At 66.6% G+C, this 19,515-nt stretch carries 18 protein-coding genes; 5 read left to right on the plus strand and 13 right to left on the minus strand.

Annotation, left to right across the window (positions count from 1 at the left end; translation table 11 throughout):
• Positions 1-21: 21 nt before the first annotated feature.
• The gene (locus FAZ69_RS11295; protein ID WP_136894327.1) at positions 22-516 is read right to left on the minus strand and encodes a hypothetical protein; all 495 of its coding nucleotides are present in this window, start codon (positions 514-516) and stop codon (positions 22-24) included.
• A gap of 286 nt (positions 517-802) precedes the next feature.
• Here FAZ69_RS11295 and FAZ69_RS11300 point away from each other — a divergent pair, with 286 nt between their 5' ends.
• The 3 genes from FAZ69_RS11300 to FAZ69_RS11305 all read left to right on the plus strand — a co-directional run bounded on the left by FAZ69_RS11300 (position 803) and on the right by FAZ69_RS11305 (position 3,187).
• Positions 803-1,204, plus strand: a complete 402-nt coding sequence (locus FAZ69_RS11300) for a hypothetical protein (protein ID WP_136894329.1) — start codon at positions 803-805, stop codon at positions 1,202-1,204.
• Between the two features lie 167 nt (positions 1,205-1,371).
• Positions 1,372-1,506, plus strand: a complete 135-nt coding sequence (locus FAZ69_RS34195; protein ID WP_255451527.1) for a hypothetical protein — start codon at positions 1,372-1,374, stop codon at positions 1,504-1,506.
• 133 nt (positions 1,507-1,639) lie between these two features.
• Complete coding sequence (locus tag FAZ69_RS11305) at positions 1,640-3,187, plus strand: tetratricopeptide repeat protein (RefSeq protein ID WP_136894331.1); 1,548 nt, start codon at positions 1,640-1,642, stop codon at positions 3,185-3,187.
• A 55-nt stretch (positions 3,188-3,242) separates the two neighbouring features.
• Here FAZ69_RS11305 and FAZ69_RS11310 read toward each other — a convergent pair whose 3' ends face one another.
• The 6 genes from FAZ69_RS11310 to argS form a co-directional block, all read right to left on the minus strand.
• Positions 3,243-4,856: an ABC transporter substrate-binding protein gene (locus tag FAZ69_RS11310; protein WP_136894333.1), complete on the minus strand. Its 1,614-nt coding sequence runs from the start codon at positions 4,854-4,856 to the stop codon at positions 3,243-3,245.
• A 248-nt stretch (positions 4,857-5,104) separates the two neighbouring features.
• A complete protein-coding gene (locus FAZ69_RS11315) occupies positions 5,105-5,926 on the minus strand; it encodes a helical backbone metal receptor (RefSeq protein WP_136894334.1) in 822 nt (273 codons plus the stop codon).
• 4 nt (positions 5,927-5,930) lie between these two features.
• Entirely contained in the window at positions 5,931-6,716 is a 786-nt protein-coding gene (locus tag FAZ69_RS11320; RefSeq protein ID WP_136894336.1) for an SDR family oxidoreductase, read from the minus strand.
• Between the two features lie 19 nt (positions 6,717-6,735).
• Positions 6,736-7,374, minus strand: coding sequence for a thiol:disulfide interchange protein DsbA/DsbL (locus FAZ69_RS11325; protein ID WP_136894338.1), 639 nt, complete (start codon positions 7,372-7,374; stop codon positions 6,736-6,738).
• 154 nt (positions 7,375-7,528) lie between these two features.
• Positions 7,529-8,362 carry an SPOR domain-containing protein gene (locus FAZ69_RS11330; protein WP_169708610.1) on the minus strand — a complete coding sequence of 278 codons (834 nt, stop codon included), beginning with the start codon at positions 8,360-8,362 and terminating at the stop codon, positions 7,529-7,531.
• A gap of 61 nt (positions 8,363-8,423) precedes the next feature.
• The gene (gene argS, locus FAZ69_RS11335) at positions 8,424-10,208 is read right to left on the minus strand and encodes an arginine--tRNA ligase (RefSeq protein ID WP_136894342.1); all 1,785 of its coding nucleotides are present in this window, start codon (positions 10,206-10,208) and stop codon (positions 8,424-8,426) included.
• 338 nt (positions 10,209-10,546) lie between these two features.
• On the opposite strand from argS, the gene FAZ69_RS11340 reads away from it, so the two are divergent.
• Positions 10,547-10,873: a DUF1840 domain-containing protein gene (locus tag FAZ69_RS11340; RefSeq protein WP_136894344.1), complete on the plus strand. Its 327-nt coding sequence runs from the start codon at positions 10,547-10,549 to the stop codon at positions 10,871-10,873.
• A 169-nt stretch (positions 10,874-11,042) separates the two neighbouring features.
• Here the strand turns inward: FAZ69_RS11340 and FAZ69_RS11345 are convergent, their stop codons facing one another.
• From FAZ69_RS11345 to FAZ69_RS11370, 6 genes are all read right to left on the minus strand, one after another.
• The gene (locus FAZ69_RS11345) at positions 11,043-11,246 is read right to left on the minus strand and encodes an acid-shock protein (RefSeq protein ID WP_136894346.1); all 204 of its coding nucleotides are present in this window, start codon (positions 11,244-11,246) and stop codon (positions 11,043-11,045) included.
• Positions 11,247-11,447: 201 nt separating this feature from the next.
• The gene (gene metH, locus FAZ69_RS11350; RefSeq protein WP_255451531.1) at positions 11,448-14,183 is read right to left on the minus strand and encodes a methionine synthase; all 2,736 of its coding nucleotides are present in this window, start codon (positions 14,181-14,183) and stop codon (positions 11,448-11,450) included.
• 52 nt (positions 14,184-14,235) lie between these two features.
• A complete protein-coding gene (locus tag FAZ69_RS11355; protein ID WP_136894350.1) occupies positions 14,236-15,312 on the minus strand; it encodes a homocysteine S-methyltransferase family protein in 1,077 nt (358 codons plus the stop codon).
• A gap of 208 nt (positions 15,313-15,520) precedes the next feature.
• Complete coding sequence (locus FAZ69_RS11360) at positions 15,521-15,778, minus strand: BTH_I0359 family protein (RefSeq protein WP_136894352.1); 258 nt, start codon at positions 15,776-15,778, stop codon at positions 15,521-15,523.
• 228 nt (positions 15,779-16,006) lie between these two features.
• Positions 16,007-17,194, minus strand: a complete 1,188-nt coding sequence (locus FAZ69_RS11365) for a DUF3108 domain-containing protein (protein ID WP_136894354.1) — start codon at positions 17,192-17,194, stop codon at positions 16,007-16,009.
• A gap of 201 nt (positions 17,195-17,395) precedes the next feature.
• Positions 17,396-18,286 carry an IclR family transcriptional regulator gene (locus tag FAZ69_RS11370; protein ID WP_439654761.1) on the minus strand — a complete coding sequence of 297 codons (891 nt, stop codon included), beginning with the start codon at positions 18,284-18,286 and terminating at the stop codon, positions 17,396-17,398.
• Between the two features lie 84 nt (positions 18,287-18,370).
• On the opposite strand from FAZ69_RS11370, the gene FAZ69_RS11375 reads away from it, so the two are divergent.
• Positions 18,371-19,363, plus strand: coding sequence for a fumarylacetoacetate hydrolase family protein (locus FAZ69_RS11375; RefSeq protein WP_136894358.1), 993 nt, complete (start codon positions 18,371-18,373; stop codon positions 19,361-19,363).
• The last annotated feature ends 152 nt before the right edge of the window (positions 19,364-19,515 follow it).

The raw sequence follows: 19,515 nt of genomic DNA on the forward strand, positions 1-19,515 counted from the left end.
GTGTCCGGCGGGGGCCGCGTGTCAGCGCGTCACGCGCAGGCGCAGCTCGTCCTGCCCGACCACGCTCGCGGTGACGTTCACGCGCCGGTCGGCGGCCTTGACGATGAAGTGCTGGCGCGTCGGCGTGTTGACGTCGTGCACGACGTTCGGCAGGCAGGCGGCGACGTCGGCGCCCAGTTCCTCGAGCGGATCGTTGACGAAGCCGTCGGCCTTCCAGTGCGCGTGCCAGCGGCAATCGAGCACGTGGGCGCTCGTGTGGCAGTCGTCGGCTGCGTCGACGCCCGGCAGCTTCGCGGCGGGCTCCGAACGCAGGTGCGCATAGTCGGACGACGCGACGATCGTCTTCAGCGCGGGGCAGATATCGGGCGGCTCGGCCGTTTCGCCCGCATGCGCCGCCGTGAAGGCGAACGCGGCGGCCGCGCACGCGGCGGCGGCGCGGGCGAGCTGGGAGATCTGGACAAGGTGAAATTGCGCCAGGCGCCTGGCGGCGTGGCGTGCGCGCGGATCGATTGGCATGTGCGGCATCCGGTAGTGGAAAGTGGGGCTGCGTGCCGGCTTTTCGCAAGCTGGCACCATCATCCTGATTCACGTCCGGCGGTTTCAATGGGGCAAACAAGGCGTCCGGTTCGCAATTGCTCACCGACTCTTTGGGTTGCTTACCGATTATTTCCCTGTGGGGATTGGCGGCCGCCGCGTGTAAGACGTCGTGAGAACCCGGTGGTCGCCTGACGCGCGCGCAAGCGCTATCGTCTGTCGCCATTGGCGCGTTTGCGCCGGCTGCCATCGACGAAAGGACCCCGCCATGAAAAAGCTTTTCCTCACCGCATCGACGATCGCCGTCCTGGCGACGTCCGCTTCGCTCGCTCTCGCAGAGGACCTGCCCGGCATGCCGCCGCCAGGTGGCGAGCACGCCGTGCTGCGGTACGACGCGAGCGCCGCGCCGCTGACGTTTCCGCGCTCCATGGTCATCAACGACCTCGAGCAATTGCATCGCCTCTATGCGATCACGGGACGCGAAGACGACATCGTCGGCGTTTATCACGACGTGCTGAAGGAGACGCAGGATCCGGCGATCCGCAACTACGTGTACGACTCGCTGGCTCGCGTCCAGTTGAAGCCCGCGCACGCCGACGACGCGATCGCTACGCTGCGCGCGAGCCTTACCGAGGACCTGTCCACGGTGAACAAGCGCTCGAAGAATTGAGCGCGCGGGAGCGGGCTGGCCATCGAGGCGGCTTGTCTTCCGGCATAAAGTCAGGATCCCATATCTGATCGAGAAAGTGTTGGTGAGGCGTGCCTCTGCGGACATTTCTCAAGCGGCCCCGATGGGTGCCGTTAGAGCAGGCATCTCACTACCTGACGGGGAACATCATGTACAAGATCCTGATCGTTGTCGCGCTCGCGCTGGGCTTGCAGGGTTGCGCGACGAACGCGGAGACCTTCGCGGCGGGGGCGGCCATCGGCGGACTGGCCATCGCCGGCGCGCAGAGCCTGTGGCATAAGTAAGCCGGCGCCGCCCGAGGCGGCCCCGGGCACTTCCGATAAACTTCGCTCAGTCGTGCGCGCATGCGCACACCGGCCCGCAGCACGACGCCGTGCAACGCGAGCCGCGTTCAACCCGACTGATAGCGATTCGCCGATGAGCCTGTCGATCGCCGCCAAACTCGAAGCGGCACAACAACACTTTCACGCCGGCCGTCTCGACGAGGCGGCGCAACTGCTGCGCGAGGCCGCCGACGCCGATCCAGCCAACGGCGACGCACTCGAAGGCCTCGCCTACATCGCCGCCAGCCAGCGCGACGCCGCGCTTGCGGCCGACTACTTCGATCGCGCGCTCGCGCACCTGCCCGCGAGCGCCGAGCGCTTGCGCGACGCGGGCACGGCCAATCAGGCGGCGGGGCGGCATGCGCGTGCCGTCGAGCTGCTCGAGTCCTGCCTGCAGTTCACGCCGCGCGATCTGCCGACGCTCAACGCTGCCGCGATGTCGCTCTCCGAGCTAGGCGCGCACGAGCGCGCGCTGCAGATGCTCGTGCGCGCCCGCGAGGTGAATCCGGGCCTGTGGCAAGTCCACTACAACATGGGCCGGGCGCTCGGCCTGCTCGGGCGCTACGACGACGAGATGGCCGCCTATCGCCGCGCGATCGAGCTGAAGCCCGATTGCGTCGCGGCGTATGTGAACCTTGGCGTCGCGCTGCGCGACCTGCACCGTTTCGATGAGGCGCTGCGTGTGTTCAGGAAGGCCGTGCAGCTTGATCCGAACGATGCCGGCGCCCGCACGAACCGGGCGCAGACGAACCTGCTGCTCGGCCAGTTCGAGCATGGCTGGCGTGAATACGAGTGGCGCTGGCGCGACGGCAGTCAGCGGCACGATTTCGGCGAGCGCGTGTGGCTCGGCGATGCGCCGCTCGCCGGCAAGACCTTGCTGCTGCACAGCGAGCAGGGCTTCGGCGATACGCTGCAATTCGTCCGCTATATCGATCGATTCGCGGGGCAGGGCGCGCGCATCGTGCTGCGCGTGCAGGATGCGCTGTTGCCGCTCCTCTCGGATTTTCCGGGCGTGGACCGCGTCATCGGCGAGAGGGACGGCGTTCCGCCGTTCGACTACCACTGCCCGCTGTTGGGCCTGCCGCATGCGCTGAAGGCGCACACGGCGCCGATTCCGGCCGCGATACCGTACCTGCACGCCGATCCGGCGCGCCGCGCGCAGTGGCGGGAGCGGCTCGCCGGCGAGCGCGGGCCTCGCATCGGCGTGGCGTGGAGCGGCAGCACGACCCACGTGAACGATCGCAATCGTTCGATGCGTCTTCTACAGTGGACGCCGCTTTTCGACGCCGCGGCGAGCTTCGTGTCGCTAGTGAAGGATGTGCGCGAGGCGGATCGCGAAACGTTGCGTCAGTCGAGTGCGGTGAGGGACGTTTCGGCTTCGCTCGAGACGTTTGCCGACACCGCTGCGTTGATCGCCGAACTCGATCTGGTGATTTGCGTCGACACGGCGGTCGCGCATCTGGCCGGGGCGCTGGGCAAGCCGGTGTGGATCCTGCTGCCGTACACGCCGGATTGGCGCTGGCAGTTGGGACGCGCCGACAGCCCGTGGTATCCGGGCGCGCGGCTGTTCCGTCAATCCGTGCGCGGCGATTGGGCGCCGGTGATCGCGCAGGTGCGCGCCGCGCTCGACGCTCCGAGGTAAATCGCAAGTCCCGTCGAGCCTGCCATATCACGGGCCCGGCGGGACTTGCGTAGCCTTACTGCACCGCTACGGCCGTAAAGTTCTGCCGCCCAAACGGGCTCACCTGATACCCGCTCACATTGGTGCGCGTGATCGCCGCCGCGGTTGGGTAGCCGAGCGGAATCCACAGCGCCTGGTCGTGGATGATCTGCTGCGCGTCCTCATACGACTTCACGCGCTTCCCTTGATCGGGCGTCGCCTTGCCGTCGGCAATCAGCTTGTCGAGCTGCGCGTCGCAATAGCGCGCGAAGTTGATCCCCGACTTCACCGCATTGCAGCTGAAAAGCGGCGACAGGTAGTTGTCCGGGTCGCCGTTGTCGCCCGCCCAGCCCATGAAGAGCAGGTCGTGCTGGCCCAGCTTCGCCTGCTTGATCAGCTCTCCCCATTCCACCACCTTCACCTCGGCCTTCACCCCGATCTTCGCGAGATCCGCCTGCAGCAGCTCCGCGCCCGCCTTCGGGCTCGGGTTCAGCACGCTGCCGTTCGGGCGCACCCAGATCGTCGTCGCGAAGCCGTTCGGGTAGCCTGCGTCGGCGAGCAGCTTCTTCGCCTTGGCCGGGTCGTACGGATACGCGGCAATCGACTTGGCGTAGCTCCACGTGTTCGGCGGATACGGGTTGTTCGCGGGCAGCGCGGTGTTGTCGAACACGACCTTCAGGTAGGTGCTGCGGTCGAACGCGAGGTTCAGCGCCTGGCGCACCTTCGGGTTGTCGAGCGGCTTCTTCTGCGTGTTCAGCGCGACGAACGCAGTCATGAAGGCGGGTGTCGTCACGATCTTCAGCGACTTGTCGTTCTTCGCGTCGGCGACGTCCTGGGGCTTGGGCGACAGCGCGATCTGGCATTCGCCCGCCTTCACCTTCTGCTCGCGCACGGCCGGGTCCGGCGTGATCGCGTAGATCAGCCGGTCGATCTTCGGCTTGGCGCTCCAGTACGCGGGGTTCGCGTCGTAGCGGATGATCGCGTCCTTCGTGTAGCTCTTGAGCACGAACGGGCCCGTGCCGATGGGCTTGGCGTTCAGGTCGGCCTGCTGGCCGGCCTTGAGCAGCTGATCGGCGTACTCGGCCGAGTAGATCGACGCGAAGCCCATCGTCAGGATCGGCACGAAGGTCGCGTTCGGTTCGTTGAGCACGAACTTCACGGTGTTGTCGTCGACTTTCACGACCGACTTGATCAGCTTCGCAAGCCCCATCGACTGCGCATGCGGAAAGCCGCCCGGGCCCGCGATCTTGTGCCACGGGTTGCTGTCGTCGAGCATGCGGCTGAAGGTGAAGACGACGTCGTCGGCGTTGAAGGGGCGCGTCGGCTTGAAGTAGTCGGTGGTCTGGAACTGCACGTTCGGGCGCAGGTGGAACGTGTAGATCAGGCCATCGGCGCTCGCGTCCCAGCTCGCGGCGAGCGCGGGCACCACTTTTTTCTGCTGCTCGTCGTAGGCGACGAGCGCGTTGAAGATCACATCGGCCGACGCGTTGGTCGTGACGAGCGAGTTGTACTGGACGACGTCGAAGCCGTCCGGGCTGGCTTCCGTGCAGACGGTGAGCGGCTTGGCGAGCACTGTGAGCGGCGATGTGGCAAGCGCTGCGCCGAGCGTGGCGGCAAGCAGTGCGGGGCGCAGTTTGAAGCTGAAGCGCATGTGATCTCCCATGGCAAGCGTGGTGACGCGGTTCGTTGAAATTCTGATTTGGTGTGCCGTCCAAACCCGGGTAGCCGGGTGCCCGAACGAGCGATGCGGCATGCTGGCCGCCTTATTCTGATCTGTTTTGAGCCGCGGCGCATGGCTTGCGGTGCGGATCGGCTTCGTGCCGGGGCACTTTATCGAAAGCGCGTAGCAAGGCCAACAAAACAATCGGAATATCGTTATGCGGCCGGGCCGGTAGCGCGTCAGCCCGCGGCGCGCGCCAGCCGCATCAGATAGTCGATCCCGGCGATGGCCCGCGATCCGTACCACGACACCATTTCCCCGTCGATCAACTGCACCGTCTTGCCGGAAAGACTCGCATCGGCGGCCAGCGCGTCGCGGTGCGCGGCGGTGAAGCGATACGGCTCGCTCGACAGCAGCACGCGCTCCACGTTCGCGAGCCACGGCGCGTCGAAATCGAACGGCGGGTAGCGCGCCGCGCCGGCGGAGCCGCCGCGCACCGCGGGCCAGGTGTGCCAGTTGACGAGCCTGAGCATCGCCGAGATGTAGGTGTCGCGCGCGACCGTCATCCACGGCTCGCGCCAGATCACGTAAAGCACGCGCTGCTCGGGCCAGGCCTCCACGGCGAGCGCGCGCAGCTTCGCTTCGAGCGAGCCGGCAAGGCGCGCGGCGGCGTCCTGGCGATCGAAGATCGCGCCGAGGAGCGCATAGAGCGCTAGGTTGTCGCGCGGCACGAGCGGATGGGTGACGACGATATCAGGCACGAATGCGCGCAATTTCTCGACCGTGGGCGCTTCGTTTTCGTCGATGTTGACGATCGCGTGCGTCGGCTTCAGCGCGCGGACAGCATCGATTTTCACCGCTTTCGTGCCGCCGACCTTGGGCACGGCGCGCACGTGCTCGCGCGGATGAATGCAGAACCCGGTGCGTCCGACGATCTGCCGCTCGAGCCCGAGCGCGAACAGCAGCTCGGTGATGCTCGGCACGAGCGACACGATCCGTGCGTTCGCGCCTGCTGGGGCGTGTGCGACTCCGGCGGCATCGACGGCAGGCGCAGCACGCATCGCGCTACTCCGTGGCCTTGGCGTCCGAGGCGCGCGGCTTGCGCGGCGCCTTTTCGAACGCGAAGTCGTAGAGCCAGCGCGGCAGCACGTGCAGCAGCATCGCGACCACGCGCATCGGCCACGGAAAGACGGCGAAGCGCGTCTTGCGCGCGATCGCATCGGCGGTCTTCTCGGCGAAGCGGCCGGCGTCCATCAGGAACGGCATCGGATACGGATTGTGCGCGGTCATCGGCGTGCGGATATAGCCGGGCGCGATCGTGACGACCGCCACGCCGTGCGGACGCATCTCGACGCGCAGCGACTCGAGATACTTGAGCGCCGCCGCCTTCGACGCGCTGTACGCGCCCGACCCGGGCAGCCCGCGCACGCCCGCGACGCTCGCGATGCCGACGAGCGTGCCGCGCCGCGCGACGCGCAGCGCTTGAGCGAACGGCTCGAACGTGGCGACCGTGCCGAAGTAGTTGACGTCCATCACTTCGCGGAACGCGTCGAGGTCGCCGTGCCCGGTGACGGCGCCCTTGCTGATCCCCGCATTGGCGATCACGACGTCGGGCAAGCCATGCCGGGCGATGAACTGTGCGGCCGCGTCGGCGAGCGCCGCGGCGTCGCGCACGTCGGCGGGATAGATCGAAATGGAATGCTGGGGGAAGCGTTGCGCGAATTCGGCGAGCAAGTCGCCGCGCCGCGCAACCAAGCCGAGAATCGCGCCGCGCCGCGCATATTCGGCGGCGAGCGCGAGACCGATGCCGCTCGAGGCGCCGGTGATGAAAACCTTCAGGGGCGGATTCATGCCGGCGGCCTCGGGGCGACTACATCTTCTTCGCGCGGACTTGCGAGACGAGATAGTCAAGCACCTGGATCGTGCCGGGCAGGCTGTTGGTTTCGGCCGGGCCGGTCTCGTACTTGCCCTGGACGGCGATCGTCGGGACGCCGTCGATCTTGTAGTCGGTGAGCAGTTGCTGGTCGCGCTTCAACGCGCTCTCGGTCGAGAACGAGTTATAGGCGGCGAGGAACTTCTGCGTGTCGACGCCCTTCGTCGCGAGGAACTTGGCTTGGTCCTGCGGCGTCAGCAGGTAGTTCTTGTTGACGTGGATTTCCTTGAACACGTCGGGCGTCAACTGCTGCGCGAGGCCGAGCGAATCGAGCGCGTAATAGAGCTTCGAGTGGGGGATGAAGTCGTCGCGGAAGGCTACCGGTATGCGCTTGAAGACGACGTCGGGGGCCTGCTTCTTGACCCACGCTTCGAGGTAAGGGTCGAATTCGTTGCAGTGCGGGCAGCCGTACCAGAAGAACTCGGTGACTTCGATCTTGCCTGCCGGCACGCTGACCGGCTGGGCCGCGGCGAGCTTCGTGTAATCCTTGCCGACGACCGGCGCGGAGGGCGACGCCTGCACGACGCCGGCGGCAAGGCCCAGGGAAAGGAAAAGGATACTGATCAGTTTTTTCATGTCGGTCCGTAAATGCGAGTGATCGTGAACTGCCGAATGCCTGTCGCGCCCGGTCGGCGGCCAAGGCAGCCAGATTTGGCTCCAGGCGGCTGTCAAGGTCAGACTTGCGCCGCGCGCCATTGGTTCAGCGGCGCGCGGCGGGCAAGCCTTCGGGTTACTGCTTCGTGAAACGGATGACGGCGGTATCGACGCCGGCATCGGAGAGCCGCTGGCGGGCCGAATTCATGTCCTCGAATTTCGAGAACGGCCCGATGCGGACGCGGAAATACGTGATGCCGCCGGCGTCGCGCTGCGACACCTTCGACTCGAACCCCTGGAACGCGAGGCGCGCGCGCTGCTGCTCGGCGTCCGCCTCGGTCTTGTAGGCGCCCACTTGCAGGAAGTAGCCGGTGTTCGCATCGTTGTTCGCGGTGGCCGTGGCGGGCGAAGCGGGCTTTGTGCCCGGCGCCGTCGGCCCTGCGCCTTGTGGCGCGGCGGGCGGGGTGGCGCGCGCGGTGGCGGCCGGCGCGTTGGGTGCGCTCGTCGCCTGCGGCTTCTTCGCCTGCGCCGTGGCGTTGCTGCCGCCCGTGGACGGTTGCGGCGCGACGGCGACGCCGTTGTTCGCCGGCGGCACCTGGATGATCTCCGGCTCCTGGAGCATGCCCGACGATTGCGTCTGGTTGCTCGACTGGCCCGGCGCGGTATTGGGCGGCGCGGGCTGGGTGGCCTGCGGCACCGGCTGGCCCGGCGACTTGCCCTGCAGCGCGCGGTTCGGATCGTATTGGGCTCCGCTGGCCGCGCCGGTATCGGAAGCGGGCGGGGCGACCTTCGCGACGAACGGCGTCGGCGCGCGCGTGATGTAGAGCGCGACGACCACCGCAATCGCGAGACCGACGATCAGGCCCAGCACAATGCCGAGAAACGTGCCCCCGGACTGCTTCGACTGCTTTGACGTGCTGCGGCTTGACGAACTGCGGCTGGGTTTTGCCATCGTATGAATCACCTGCAAAAAGAAATCGGGACGACCGCCGATTATAGCGACGGTCCATCACGGAGTATGGCGAGGGAGATCACATCTTGGCGGGCGCGGACACGCCGATTGTCGCAAGACCGTTCGCCAGCACCTGACGCGTGGCGGCGAGCAGCGCGAGGCGCGCGAAACGCTCGGCCGCAGCGTCGACGAGAACGCGCTCGGCATTGTAGAACGAGTGAAACTCGCCCGCGAGGTCGCGCAGGTAGAACGCGATCGCGTGCGGCGCGAGCTCGGCGGCCGCGTGCGTGAGGGTGTCCGGATATTCGGCGAGCTTCTGCATCAGCGCCATGGCGCGCTCGCTCGTGAGCGGCGACACGTCGATTTTTGGCAGCGCGGCTTCGTCGTCGCCGTAGCGCGACTTCGCCTCGGCGAGCACCGAGCAGATCCGCGCATGCGCGTACTGCACGTAGTACACGGGGTTCTCGTCGTTCTGCTTCAAGGCGAGGTCGATGTCGAACACGAACTCGGTGTCGGCTTTGCGCGAGATCAAGAAGAAGCGCACGGCGTCGCGGCCGCGTGTGATCGTCGCTTCGTCGATCAGGTCGGGCGTCGTCTCCGTGCCCGGCGCGGTGCCGCCCGACCATTCGATCAGGTCGCGCACCGTCACATAGCTGCCCGCGCGCTTGCTGATTTTCACTTCCTGGCCGTCGCGCATCACGGTGACCATCTTGTGCAGCACGTAGTCGGGATAGCCCTTCGGAATGCCGATGCCGACCGCCTGCAGGCCCGCGCGCACGCGCGCGATCGTGCCGTGGTGGTCCGAGCCCTGGATGTTGATGACCTTGGTGAAGCCGCGCTCCCACTTCGTCACGTGGTAGGCGACGTCCGGCAGGAAGTACGTGTAGCTGCCGTCGGACTTGCGCATCACGCGGTCCTTGTCGTCGCCGTCGTCGGTGGTGCGCAGCCAAAGCGCGCCGTCCTGCTCGAAGGTCTTGCCGGAGGCGATCAGCGACTCCACCGTTTTCTCGACGCGGCCTTCCGTGTACAGCGACGATTCGAGGTAGTACCGGTCGAAGCGCACGCCGAGTGCTTGCAGGTCCATGTCCTGCTCGCGGCGCAGGTAGGCGACCGCGAACTGGCGGATCGCGTCGAGGTTCTCGGGGTCGCGCGCGCCGGTGACCGGCTCGCCGTCCTTCGCGGAGACCGTTTCGCCGTTCAGGTAGTCGCGCGCGATGTCGGCGATGTAGTCGCCGTTGTAGGCGGCCTCGGGCCAGTCGGCGTCGCCGGGCTTCAGGCCCCGGGCGCGCGCCTGCGTCGACACGGCCAGGTTGCCGATCTGCACGCCGGCGTCGTTGTAGTAGAACTCGCGGTGGACGTCGCAGCCCTGGGTTTCAATCACGTTGGCGAGCGAATCGCCGAGCACGGCCTGGCGGCCGTGGCCGAGATGCAGCGGCCCGGTCGGGTTCGCCGACACGAACTCGAGCAGCACGTGCTTGCCGGCGTCGCGCGTGGAGCGGCCGAACGTGCTCCCCTCGGCGAACACGGCGCCGACCACCGCCTGCTTCGCGGCGGACGTGAGACGCAGGTTGATGAAGCCGGGGCCGGCGATCTCGGCCGCGTCGATCACGTCTTTCGCGCCCGGTTGCGCGAGGAGCGCCTCGACGATCCGCTGCGCGAGCTGGCGTGGATTGGTCTGCAGCGGCTTGGCGAGCTGCATCGCGACGTTGCAGGCGACGTCGCCGTGGGCGGCCGCTTTCGGGCGCTCGAGGGTGATCGCGGGAGCGGCGAACGCGGCCTCCGTGGCGCCCTGCGATTGGGTGGCGACCTGCTTCACGCTGTCGGCGAGCAGGGTTTCGAGAGTGTGTTTATGAGCGGGCAGCATGCTGGTCAGTTTGAGTCGAGTGAGGAGGCCCGGCTGGACGGGCCTGGGTGCGGCGGAGCCGGACTGGGCGGTTTTTCCACCGCACGATGAGCCGGCGCCATGTCTTGTCGAGCGCTGAATCCGGGCGTCGAACCCGGCGTCCTGGAATACCGGCCCACGGCTGCGGGCGGTCGCGCGCTTTTTTCGAGCTAGGCAGATTTTAGCAGGTGCTAATATGTCCAAATAGCGCCGCGGCCGAACCTTTCGGTACCCGCGCGCGCCCGGCCCGGAGCGTGTCGAGGAGGCTTCGGCGGGCCGGTTTCAGTCAAATCGATCAAAAGCAAAAAGGGGAGTCGATCATGTTGGTTACCTTCAAGTGCCATGCCGCACCGGATGTGGTGATGCTCGAGAATCTGGCGCAGTACCTCGTCGGCATCGTCGGCAAGCAACTGGGCAAGCGCGGGGTGATTACGCACGACGAAATGGACGTGGCCATCTCGAAGCTCGAAGCGGCTATCGTTACCGACAAGAAGGACCGCGCCGAGCACGAAGGCCATTATCACGAGGGCGAGGACGGCCACGAGCATCACGAATTGCCGATCGGCCTCGCGCAACGTTCGTTCCCGTTCCTCGACATGCTGCGCGCGGCGAAGAAGGAAAACGTAGACGTGCTGTGGGGAGTCTGACGCGGCCCGCGGCCATTGGGCGGATGGATTGAGTGGCCGCCTTGGGCGGTTGCCCGAGCCTTGTCCGATCGGCCATCGAATGAGAGGAGCCCGCTTGAAGCGGGCTCTTTCGTTTTCGAGGCCAGGCCGTGCCGGCGCACTTTCGCGTTCCGGCGCCTCGACCGGCCTGTTACTGGCTGGCGCCTGCCGGTGCAGCCGTCTCCGAGCTGGCGCCCTTTGTCTTCTTCGCCTTTTTCGGCTTCTTGTGATGCTCTTCCTTCGGGGCCGAGTAGGAGTTCGTTGCGCTCGCCTCGGACGCGCCGCCCTGAGCCCAAACGACCGACGATCCTCCCACCAGCGACAGCGCAACGCACAGCAACGTCAGCTTCTTCATACGATTTTCTCCGCAACGATTGAAGGACAGGCCGGACGGCGCCGATCGACGCGGCGCTCCCGGCTTCAGGTGCTACCGCGCATTAGTGTAGAAAGCTGAAAAAAAGCTCGCCGAAAATCTTCGTAATAACAAAACCTGGGCGTTGACGCATAGCCACGGGTTTTTTGGCGGGCTTGCGGTGCGGGTGGCGCGTCGCGCTCGTCAGAGCAACGGCGCGAGCGCCCGCTCAGCGTCGGCCGCGCTGAGCGACATCCGCTGTGCGAAGTCTTCGAGCTGGTCGCGGCCGATCTTGCCCACCGAGAAATACGTGCTGTCCGGATGCGCGAGGTAAAAACCCGACACGCTCGCCGCCGGCAGCATCGCGAGCGACTCGGTCACGCTCATGCCGATCTCATCCGCTTGCAGCACGGTGAACATGTCGCGCTTCACGAGATGGTCCGGGCAGGCGGGGTAGCCCGGCGCCGGGCGGATGCCGGCGTACTTTTCGGCGATCAGCGCGTCGTTGTCGAGCGTTTCGGCGGCGGCGTAGCCCCACAGGTCGCGCCGCACGCGCGCGTGCAGCGCTTCGGCGAACGCCTCGGCGAAGCGGTCGGCGAGCGCCTTCAGCATGATCGCGCTGTAGTCGTCGTGGTCCGCCTCGAACTGCTTTTCCTTCACATCGACACCGATGCCGGCCGTCACCGCGAACATGCCGATGTAGTCGGCGACGCCCGATTCCTTCGGCGCGATGAAGTCGGCGAGCGACCGGTTCGGCCGCATCACGCCGTCCACCACCGGACGCACGCTTTGCTGGCGCAGGTTGCGCCACGTGAGCGCAACCTGGGAGCGAGTCTCGTCGGTGTAGATCTCGATGTCGTCGCCGTTGACCGTGTTGGCCGGCAGGAGCGCGATCACGCCGTTCGCCGTGAGCCAGCGGCCCTGGATCAGCCGCGCGAGCATCGACTTCGCGTCGGAGAACACACGCCGCGCCGATTCGCCGACGATCTCGTCGTTGAGGATCGCCGGGTAGGGGCCGGCGAGATCCCAGGTCTGGAAGAACGGGCCCCAGTCGATGTAGTTCGCGAGCTCGTTCAAGTCGTAGTTCTTGAACACGCGGCGGCCGGTGAACTTCGGCTTCACCGGCTGGTAGTTCGCCCAATCGATCTTGGTCTTGTTCGCGCGCGCCTCGGCAAGCGTGACCATCGGCTGCGCCTTCTTGTTCGCGTGCTGGTCGCGGATGCGGTTGTAATCGGCCGCGAGCTCTTCGAGGTACTTGGCCGCGCCCTGGTCCGACAGCAGGCTCGACGCGACCGACACCGAGCGCGACGCATCCGGCACGTACACCACCGGGCCTTCGTAGTTCGGCGCGATCTTGACGGCCGTATGCACGCGCGAGGTCGTCGCGCCGCCGATCAAAAGCGGAATCTTCTTGACGCGGAAGTAGTCATCGCGCTGCATTTCGGCGGCGACGTAGGCCATCTCCTCGAGGCTCGGCGTGATGAGGCCCGACAAGCCGATGATGTCCGCGCCTTCGACCTTCGCCTTCGCGAGGATCTCGTTGCACGGCACCATCACGCCCATGTTGACCACTTCGAAGTTGTTGCACTGGAGCACCACCGACACGATGTTCTTGCCGATGTCGTGCACGTCGCCCTTCACGGTGGCGATGACGATCTTGCCCTTCGCGCGCACGTCGCCGCCCGCCGCGGCGAGCTGCTTTTTCTCTTCCTCGATGAACGGGATCAGGTGCGCGACCGCCTGCTTCATCACGCGCGCCGATTTCACCACTTGCGGCAGGAACATCTTGCCCTGCCCGAACAGGTCGCCGACGATGTTCATGCCGTCCATCAGCGGGCCTTCGATCACGTTGATCGGCCGGCCGCCTTCGGCTGCGATCTTCGCACGCGCCTCCTCGGTATCGTCGACGATGAAGTTCGTGATGCCGTGCACGAGCGCATGCGCGAGGCGCTTCTCGACCGGCTGGTTGCGCCACTCGAGGTTTTCTTCTTTCTTCGCGGCGCCGGTCTTGAACTTGTCGGCGATTTCGAGCAGACGGTCGGTCGCATCGTCGCGGCGGTTCAGGATCACATCCTCGACGCGCTCGCGCAGCTCGGGATCGAGCTCCGCGTACACGCCGAGCTGCCCCGCGTTGACGATGCCCATGTCCATCCCCGCCTGGATCGCGTGGTAGAGGAACACGGTGTGGATCGCTTCGCGCACCGGGTCGTTGCCGCGAAACGAGAACGACACGTTCGACACGCCGCCGCTCACCTTCGCGTACGGCAGGTTCTGCTTGATCCAGCGCGTCGCTTCGATGAAGTCGACCGCGTAGTTGTTGTGCTCTTCGATGCCGGTCGCGACCGCGAAGATGTTCGGATCGAAGACGATGTCCTCGGGCGGGAAGCCCACTTCGTTCACGAGGAAGTCGTACGAGCGCTTGCAGATTTCGGTCTTGCGCGCGAACGTGTCGGCCTGGCCGTGCTCGTCGAACGCCATCACGACGGCCGCCGCGCCGTAGCGGCGGATCAGCCGCGCATGATGCCGAAACGCCTCTTCGCCTTCCTTGAGCGAGATCGAGTTGACGATCGCCTTGCCCTGCACGCACTTCAGGCCCGCTTCGATCACCTCCCATTTCGACGAGTCGATCATGATCGGCACGCGCGCGATGTCCGGCTCCGACGCGATCAGGTTCATGAAGCGCACCATCGCCGCCTTCGAGTCGAGCATCGCCTCGTCCATGTTGACGTCGATGACCTGCGCGCCGTTCTCGACCTGCTGGCGCGCGACGGCGAGCGCCTCGTCGAACTGGCCGTTGAGGATCATCCGCGCAAACGCCTTCGAGCCGGTCACGTTCGTGCGTTCGCCGACGTTGATGAAGAGCGTTCCGGAAGTGACGTTGAACGGCTCGAGGCCGGACAGGCGCATCGTGTGATCGGTCATGGCGAGGGCGTGGTCAATGAGTTTCGTGTGGCGCCGGGCGGTACGGGTTCGGCTTCGGTTGGTGAGCGGCTCAGGCGGTGCGGCTGGCGTCGGCCGCGTCGCGATACTGGCTCGGCCACTTGCGCGGCTTCACTTCGGCGAGCGCCTTGGCGATCGCGGCGATGTGGTCCGGCGTCGTGCCGCAGCAGCCGCCCGCCACGTTCACGAGGCCCGCCTGCGCGAATTCCTTCAGCAAGCCGGAGGTGACGCCGGGCGTTTCGTCGAAGCCGGTGTCGCTCATCGGGTTCGGCAGACCTGCGTTCGGGTAGCACGATACGTACGCGTCGCACAGCTTCGACAGCTCCGCGATGTACGGCCGCATCAGCGCGGCGCCGAGCGCGCAGTTCAGGCCGAAGGTGAGCGGCTTCGCGTGACGCAGCGAGTTCCAGAACGCCTCGACCGTCTGCCCGGAGAGGATGCGCCCCGACGCGTCGGTGACGGTGCCCGAGATCATGATCGGCAGGCATTCGCCCGTGTCCTCGAAAAGCTCGTCCAGCGCAAAGAGCGCGGCCTTGGCGTTGAGCGTGTCGAAGATCGTCTCGACGAGGAACAGGTCGGCGCCGCCGTCGAGCAGCGCCTTCGCCTGTTCGTAGTACGCCGCGCGCAATTCGTCGAAGGTGACGTTGCGCGCGCCGGGATCGTTGACGTCGGGCGAGATGCTCGCGGTCTTCGGCGTCGGGCCGATCGCGCCCGCGACGAAGCGCGGCTTGGTCGGCGTCGTGTACTTGTCGCAGGCTGCGCGCGCGAGCTTCGCCGATTCGACGTTCATCTCCGCCGCGAGCGAACCCATTCCGTAGTCGTCTTGAGCGACGGTCGTCGCGCCGAAGGTGTTGGTCTCGATGATGTCGGCGCCTGCCGCGAGATATTGCTCGTGGATCTCGCTGATGATCTGCGGCTGCGTGAGCGACAGCAGCTCGTTGTTGCCCTTGATGTCGCGCCGATAGTCCTTGAAGCGCTCGCCGCGATAGCGGGCTTCGTCGAGCTTGTAGCGCTGGATCATCGTGCCCATCGCGCCGTCGAGAATCAGGATGCGCGATTCGAGCAGCGCGGGCAGCGCCGCGCCGCGCGTGTAGCGCGCCGCAGCGGCGGTGGAGGCAGGCTGGTTCATGTCAGGCGACGGCTCGCGCCGGCAGATTCGAGAAGACTGCCATTGTAACGGTTGCCGCATGGGGCGGCTGGCGCGGGAGCTTCGGCGCCCGGCTGCGCCGTGCGCCATCCCGAAAAGAAAACCCCGAACGGCTGCGAACGGGGTTTCGGGTGCGGCCGCCATGCTAGGCCGCGTGGTTGGAGGCGTCGCGATACTTGCGCGACGTAACTCAGTGAAGCACCACGGGTTGATTCATCAGGCTGTCGAACTGCCCCAGAAACTCGTCGACTTCATCGAGCGACGGCTCTTCCTCGATCAAACGCTGGACATGCTCGCGAAAGCGAGTCGCCATCGCGCCGTCGATGAAAATTTCCCGCTGGGTGTTCTTGTCGACGATCTCGTAGCCGCCCGCCTTCATGGCGAGATGGTTGTCCTGCGGCGGAAATTCGACGACGCAGTAGTTTGGGCTGTTGTAGATCATTTGCATGGCGACACTCCTTATTCCTGTTGGCTCCTGGCCTTTCTGCCGCCTACATGGAGCGGATAGTGTGGAATTTCAAGGGGTGGGCCCGGCGTGACTTCGCGAGTCTTGCAATTTTTTCCGGGCCTGCAGGTTAGACCGAGGTGATGCGAAACGTTCGTGCCGTGCGCCAAAAGAGCTCGAACCACGTTTTTCGCTTGCCTTGCAAGGCGGCGGGAGTAGGTGGGCGTGCGCTCAAGGTTTCTCGTGAGTGAATTCCACCGGGCTGTTCGCCGAGTTTTCCGGGCCGACTGTACTGTTCGCATCTTCCGTGCCCTGCACATCTTGCGCGTCGGCGGTTCCAGGCTCCGCGAGCTTGCCGCGCCACAGCAGCTCGAACTGCGTGCCGTTCGGCTCCGTCTGCAGGATGCGCACCGGCAGCCAGCCGAGCGACGGCGCGAGCCACACGTCGATGCGCCGCTTGTCGCCGTCGCTGCGCGGCAGGCGCATGAAGTGGCGCGCCGTCACGAAGCCGCCGCGCGTGCGGACCGTTTCGTCTCCGATCGTCTCGATCGGCCAGACCTGTCCGCTGTCGTTGTCCGCCACGTAGAACTGGCGGGTGACGCCGGGGCGGTAGGTGTCCGGGTCGCCGCGCACGAGGCTCGCCAACTGCATCACGACGCTGAAGCGGTCCTGCGCGGCGTCGGGAAGCGCCAGCGTGGCCGGGGTCCGCGTGAACGCGATCTGCTTCGTTGCGTGGTTGAAGATCGTCACGTCTTCGGGACGGCGGCCGCGTTTCTCGATGTACTGCTCGGGCGCGAGACCGAACGCGTCGATGCGCCCGTGGCTCGAGTACGAGAACGTGCCGACGAAGGGCAGCGGCACCGCCACCACCATCTCGTAAGTCTGGCCGTCGCTCGACCAGTGGATCGTGCCCGGCTGGTTCTGCACGCCGTTGTAGAACGTGTCGTAGTTCAACTCGCCCGAGGGCGGCACCGAGAACTTGGCGCCGGCGCTGCGTTCGGCGGCTTGCGCGTTGCCCGCGTGAGCGTCGCTGGCGGCGGGGGCGTTCGCCGCGGCGGCGCCGGAGGCGGGCACTGCCGCTGCCGTGGTTTGGGCTGGTTTCGGCGCCGCGTCGGGACGGATCGCGCTCAGCACATGCTCGGCCGCCGCGTGCGGCTTGCTCGCGCGGGTGGCGGGCGCCGGGCGCTGCGCCTCGCTTGCCGGCTTGCGCTCGATGCGCTGCGGCGTGAGGAGCGCGACTTGGACGGGCGCGCGCGTAGTGCTATCGGGCGCGAGCGTGTCGCGATGGCGCTCGAACCACTCCCCGGCGACCCAGTGCAACGCCAGGACCGCGACGAGCACCGCGGCCCAGCGCCAGCCGCGCGGCTCGCGCGCTCGGGGCAGGGTGACGGGATCGTGCTTGGCGAGAGTGGACGACATGAAGACCGGCAGTTTCTACTGAGGAATCGATTGAAGCGTGGGTTCGGTTGCGTGGCGCGCGGGTGCTTCGATCGGGGAAGGACCGCGAACGGTTTCGACTTCACGCCTGGCGACGATGTTCCGCGCAAAACCCGGACCCGGACAAGGCGCCGGAGCAGGCCGCGGCTGTTGCCGTTCAAGATCGCGGCAAGATCGCGCCGCCTACCTCGGCGTTCGACTATACCCGAGTTCGTAAGACAGCTTTTTCGCGCATGCGCGTAGCTCAACCCCGATCTCGCCTTCCCAGCGGATATCGAAGACACCCTCGTGCCCGAGCGCGATGAGCCCCAGCGCAAGCTCACCCGCGGCATCGAAGACGGGTACGCAGAACGCGTGGATCGTCGGCAGCAGCATGCCTTCGACGCGCACCCCTTCCTGCGCGCGCACCTCGGCCAGCACGCGTTCGACCTCCTCGGCCGTGCGCGGGCCGCTGCTGTACGCCGAGCGCCGCGAATCGGCGAGCTCGCGGTCGATCAGCGCCTGGGTCTTGCCGCGCGGCAGATAGGCGGCGAACAGCAGCCCGGTTGCGGAGCCGAGCAGCGGCATCACGTCGCCGAGCTTCAGCGACGCCTTGGCCGGATGGCTCGATTCCGCCCAATGGACGACGGTCGGCCCCTGGTTGCCCCAGACCGCGATGCCGAGTGTCTGGTCGAGCCGGTCGCGCAGCTCGCCGAGCGCGAGGCGCGCGAGCTTGACGCCGTCGACGCGCGCGAGCCGCGCAAGCCCCATCTGCAAGGCGAAGCCGCCCAGCTCATAGCGCCCCGACACCGGATCCTGCGCGACCACGCCGAGCCGCTGGAAGCTCACGAGATACCGGTGCGCTTTTGCCGGGCTCATCCCGGCACGCTGGGCGAGGTCGCGCAGCATCATCGCGCGCGGCTCGCTCGTGAGCACGTCGAGCAGGCGGAAGCCGACTTCGATCGATTGAATGCCGGAGCGGACTTTTTCTTCGGCAGTATCGTCGGCGGATTCGATGAGATCGTCGTCTGCGGGGTCTGCGGACGATTGCGCGGAAAAGGGTTCGGCGGTGCCGGAACGGGCGGATGCGGACATGAGCGAGGCGCGCGGGCTCGAAAGTGGATTCACCATCGTAAAATAGATTCCCTCCATCGTCACTACAACCGCCCGAATCCTCCTATGAAACTTGCCACGCTGAAGGACGGCTCGCGCGACGGCCAGCTGATCGTCGTGTCCCGCGACCTGCGCACCGCCGCCGTTGCCGACGCGATCGCGCCGACGCTGCAGCGCGCGCTCGACGACTGGCCGTTCTACGCGCCGCAGCTGCGCGAGCTCTACGATGCGCTGAACCAGGGCCGCGCGCGCCACACGTTCGCGTTCGACGGCAAGGACTGCATGGCGCCGCTGCCGCGCGCGTTCCAGTGGGCCGACGGCTCGGCGTACGTGAACCACGTCGAGCTCGTGCGGCGCGCGCGCGGCGCCGAGATGCCGCCCGAGTTCTGGACCGACCCGCTCATGTACCAGGGCGGCAGCGACGATTTTCTGGGGCCGAAGGACGACATCGTCTGCGCGTCCGAGGCGTTCGGCATCGATTTCGAGGCGGAGGTGGCGGTGATCACCGCCGACGTGCCGATGGGCGCGACGCCCGAGCAGGCGTTAAAGGGCGTGCGTTTGCTGATGCTCGCCAACGACGTGTCGCTGCGCAACCTGATTCCGGCCGAGCTCGCGAAGGGCTTCGGCTTTTTCCAGAGCAAGCCGGCGACGTCTTTCTCGCCCGTCGCCGTGACGCCCGACGAGCTTGGCGAATCTTGGCGCGAAGGCCGCGTGCACCGGCCGATGATCGTCCACTGGAACGACAGGAAGGTCGGCCAGCCCGACGCGGGCGTCGACATGGTGTTCCATTTCGGCCAGCTGATCGCGCACGCGGCGAAGACGCGCAATGTGCGGGCCGGTTCGATCGTCGGCTCGGGCACCGTCTCGAACAAGGACGCGAAGCGCGGCTATTGCTGCATCGCCGAGAAGCGCTGCCTCGAGACGATCGAGCACGGCGCGCCGCAGACCGAGTTCATGAAGTACGGCGATACCGTGAAGATCGAAATATTCGACGAGGCGGGCAAGTCGATCTTCGGCTCGATCGAGCAATCGGTGGCGCCGCTCGAAGGCGAGCGCTAAAGCGGCGCGCTCGCCGTTGACCGCGCGCCGCCGCCGATGCAGCGGCCGTGCCGGTCGGCGGCGAATCGCACTGCGCGCCGGGTTTCGCCCGATGCCGCCTCGGGCGCGCTTGGCTACACTTGGGTGCCCTTCGCGGTTCCGCGCTTTTCCAA

The sequence above is a fragment of the Trinickia terrae genome, from assembly GCF_005144415.1.
Classification (GTDB): Bacteria; Pseudomonadota; Gammaproteobacteria; order Burkholderiales; family Burkholderiaceae; genus Trinickia_A; species Trinickia_A terrae.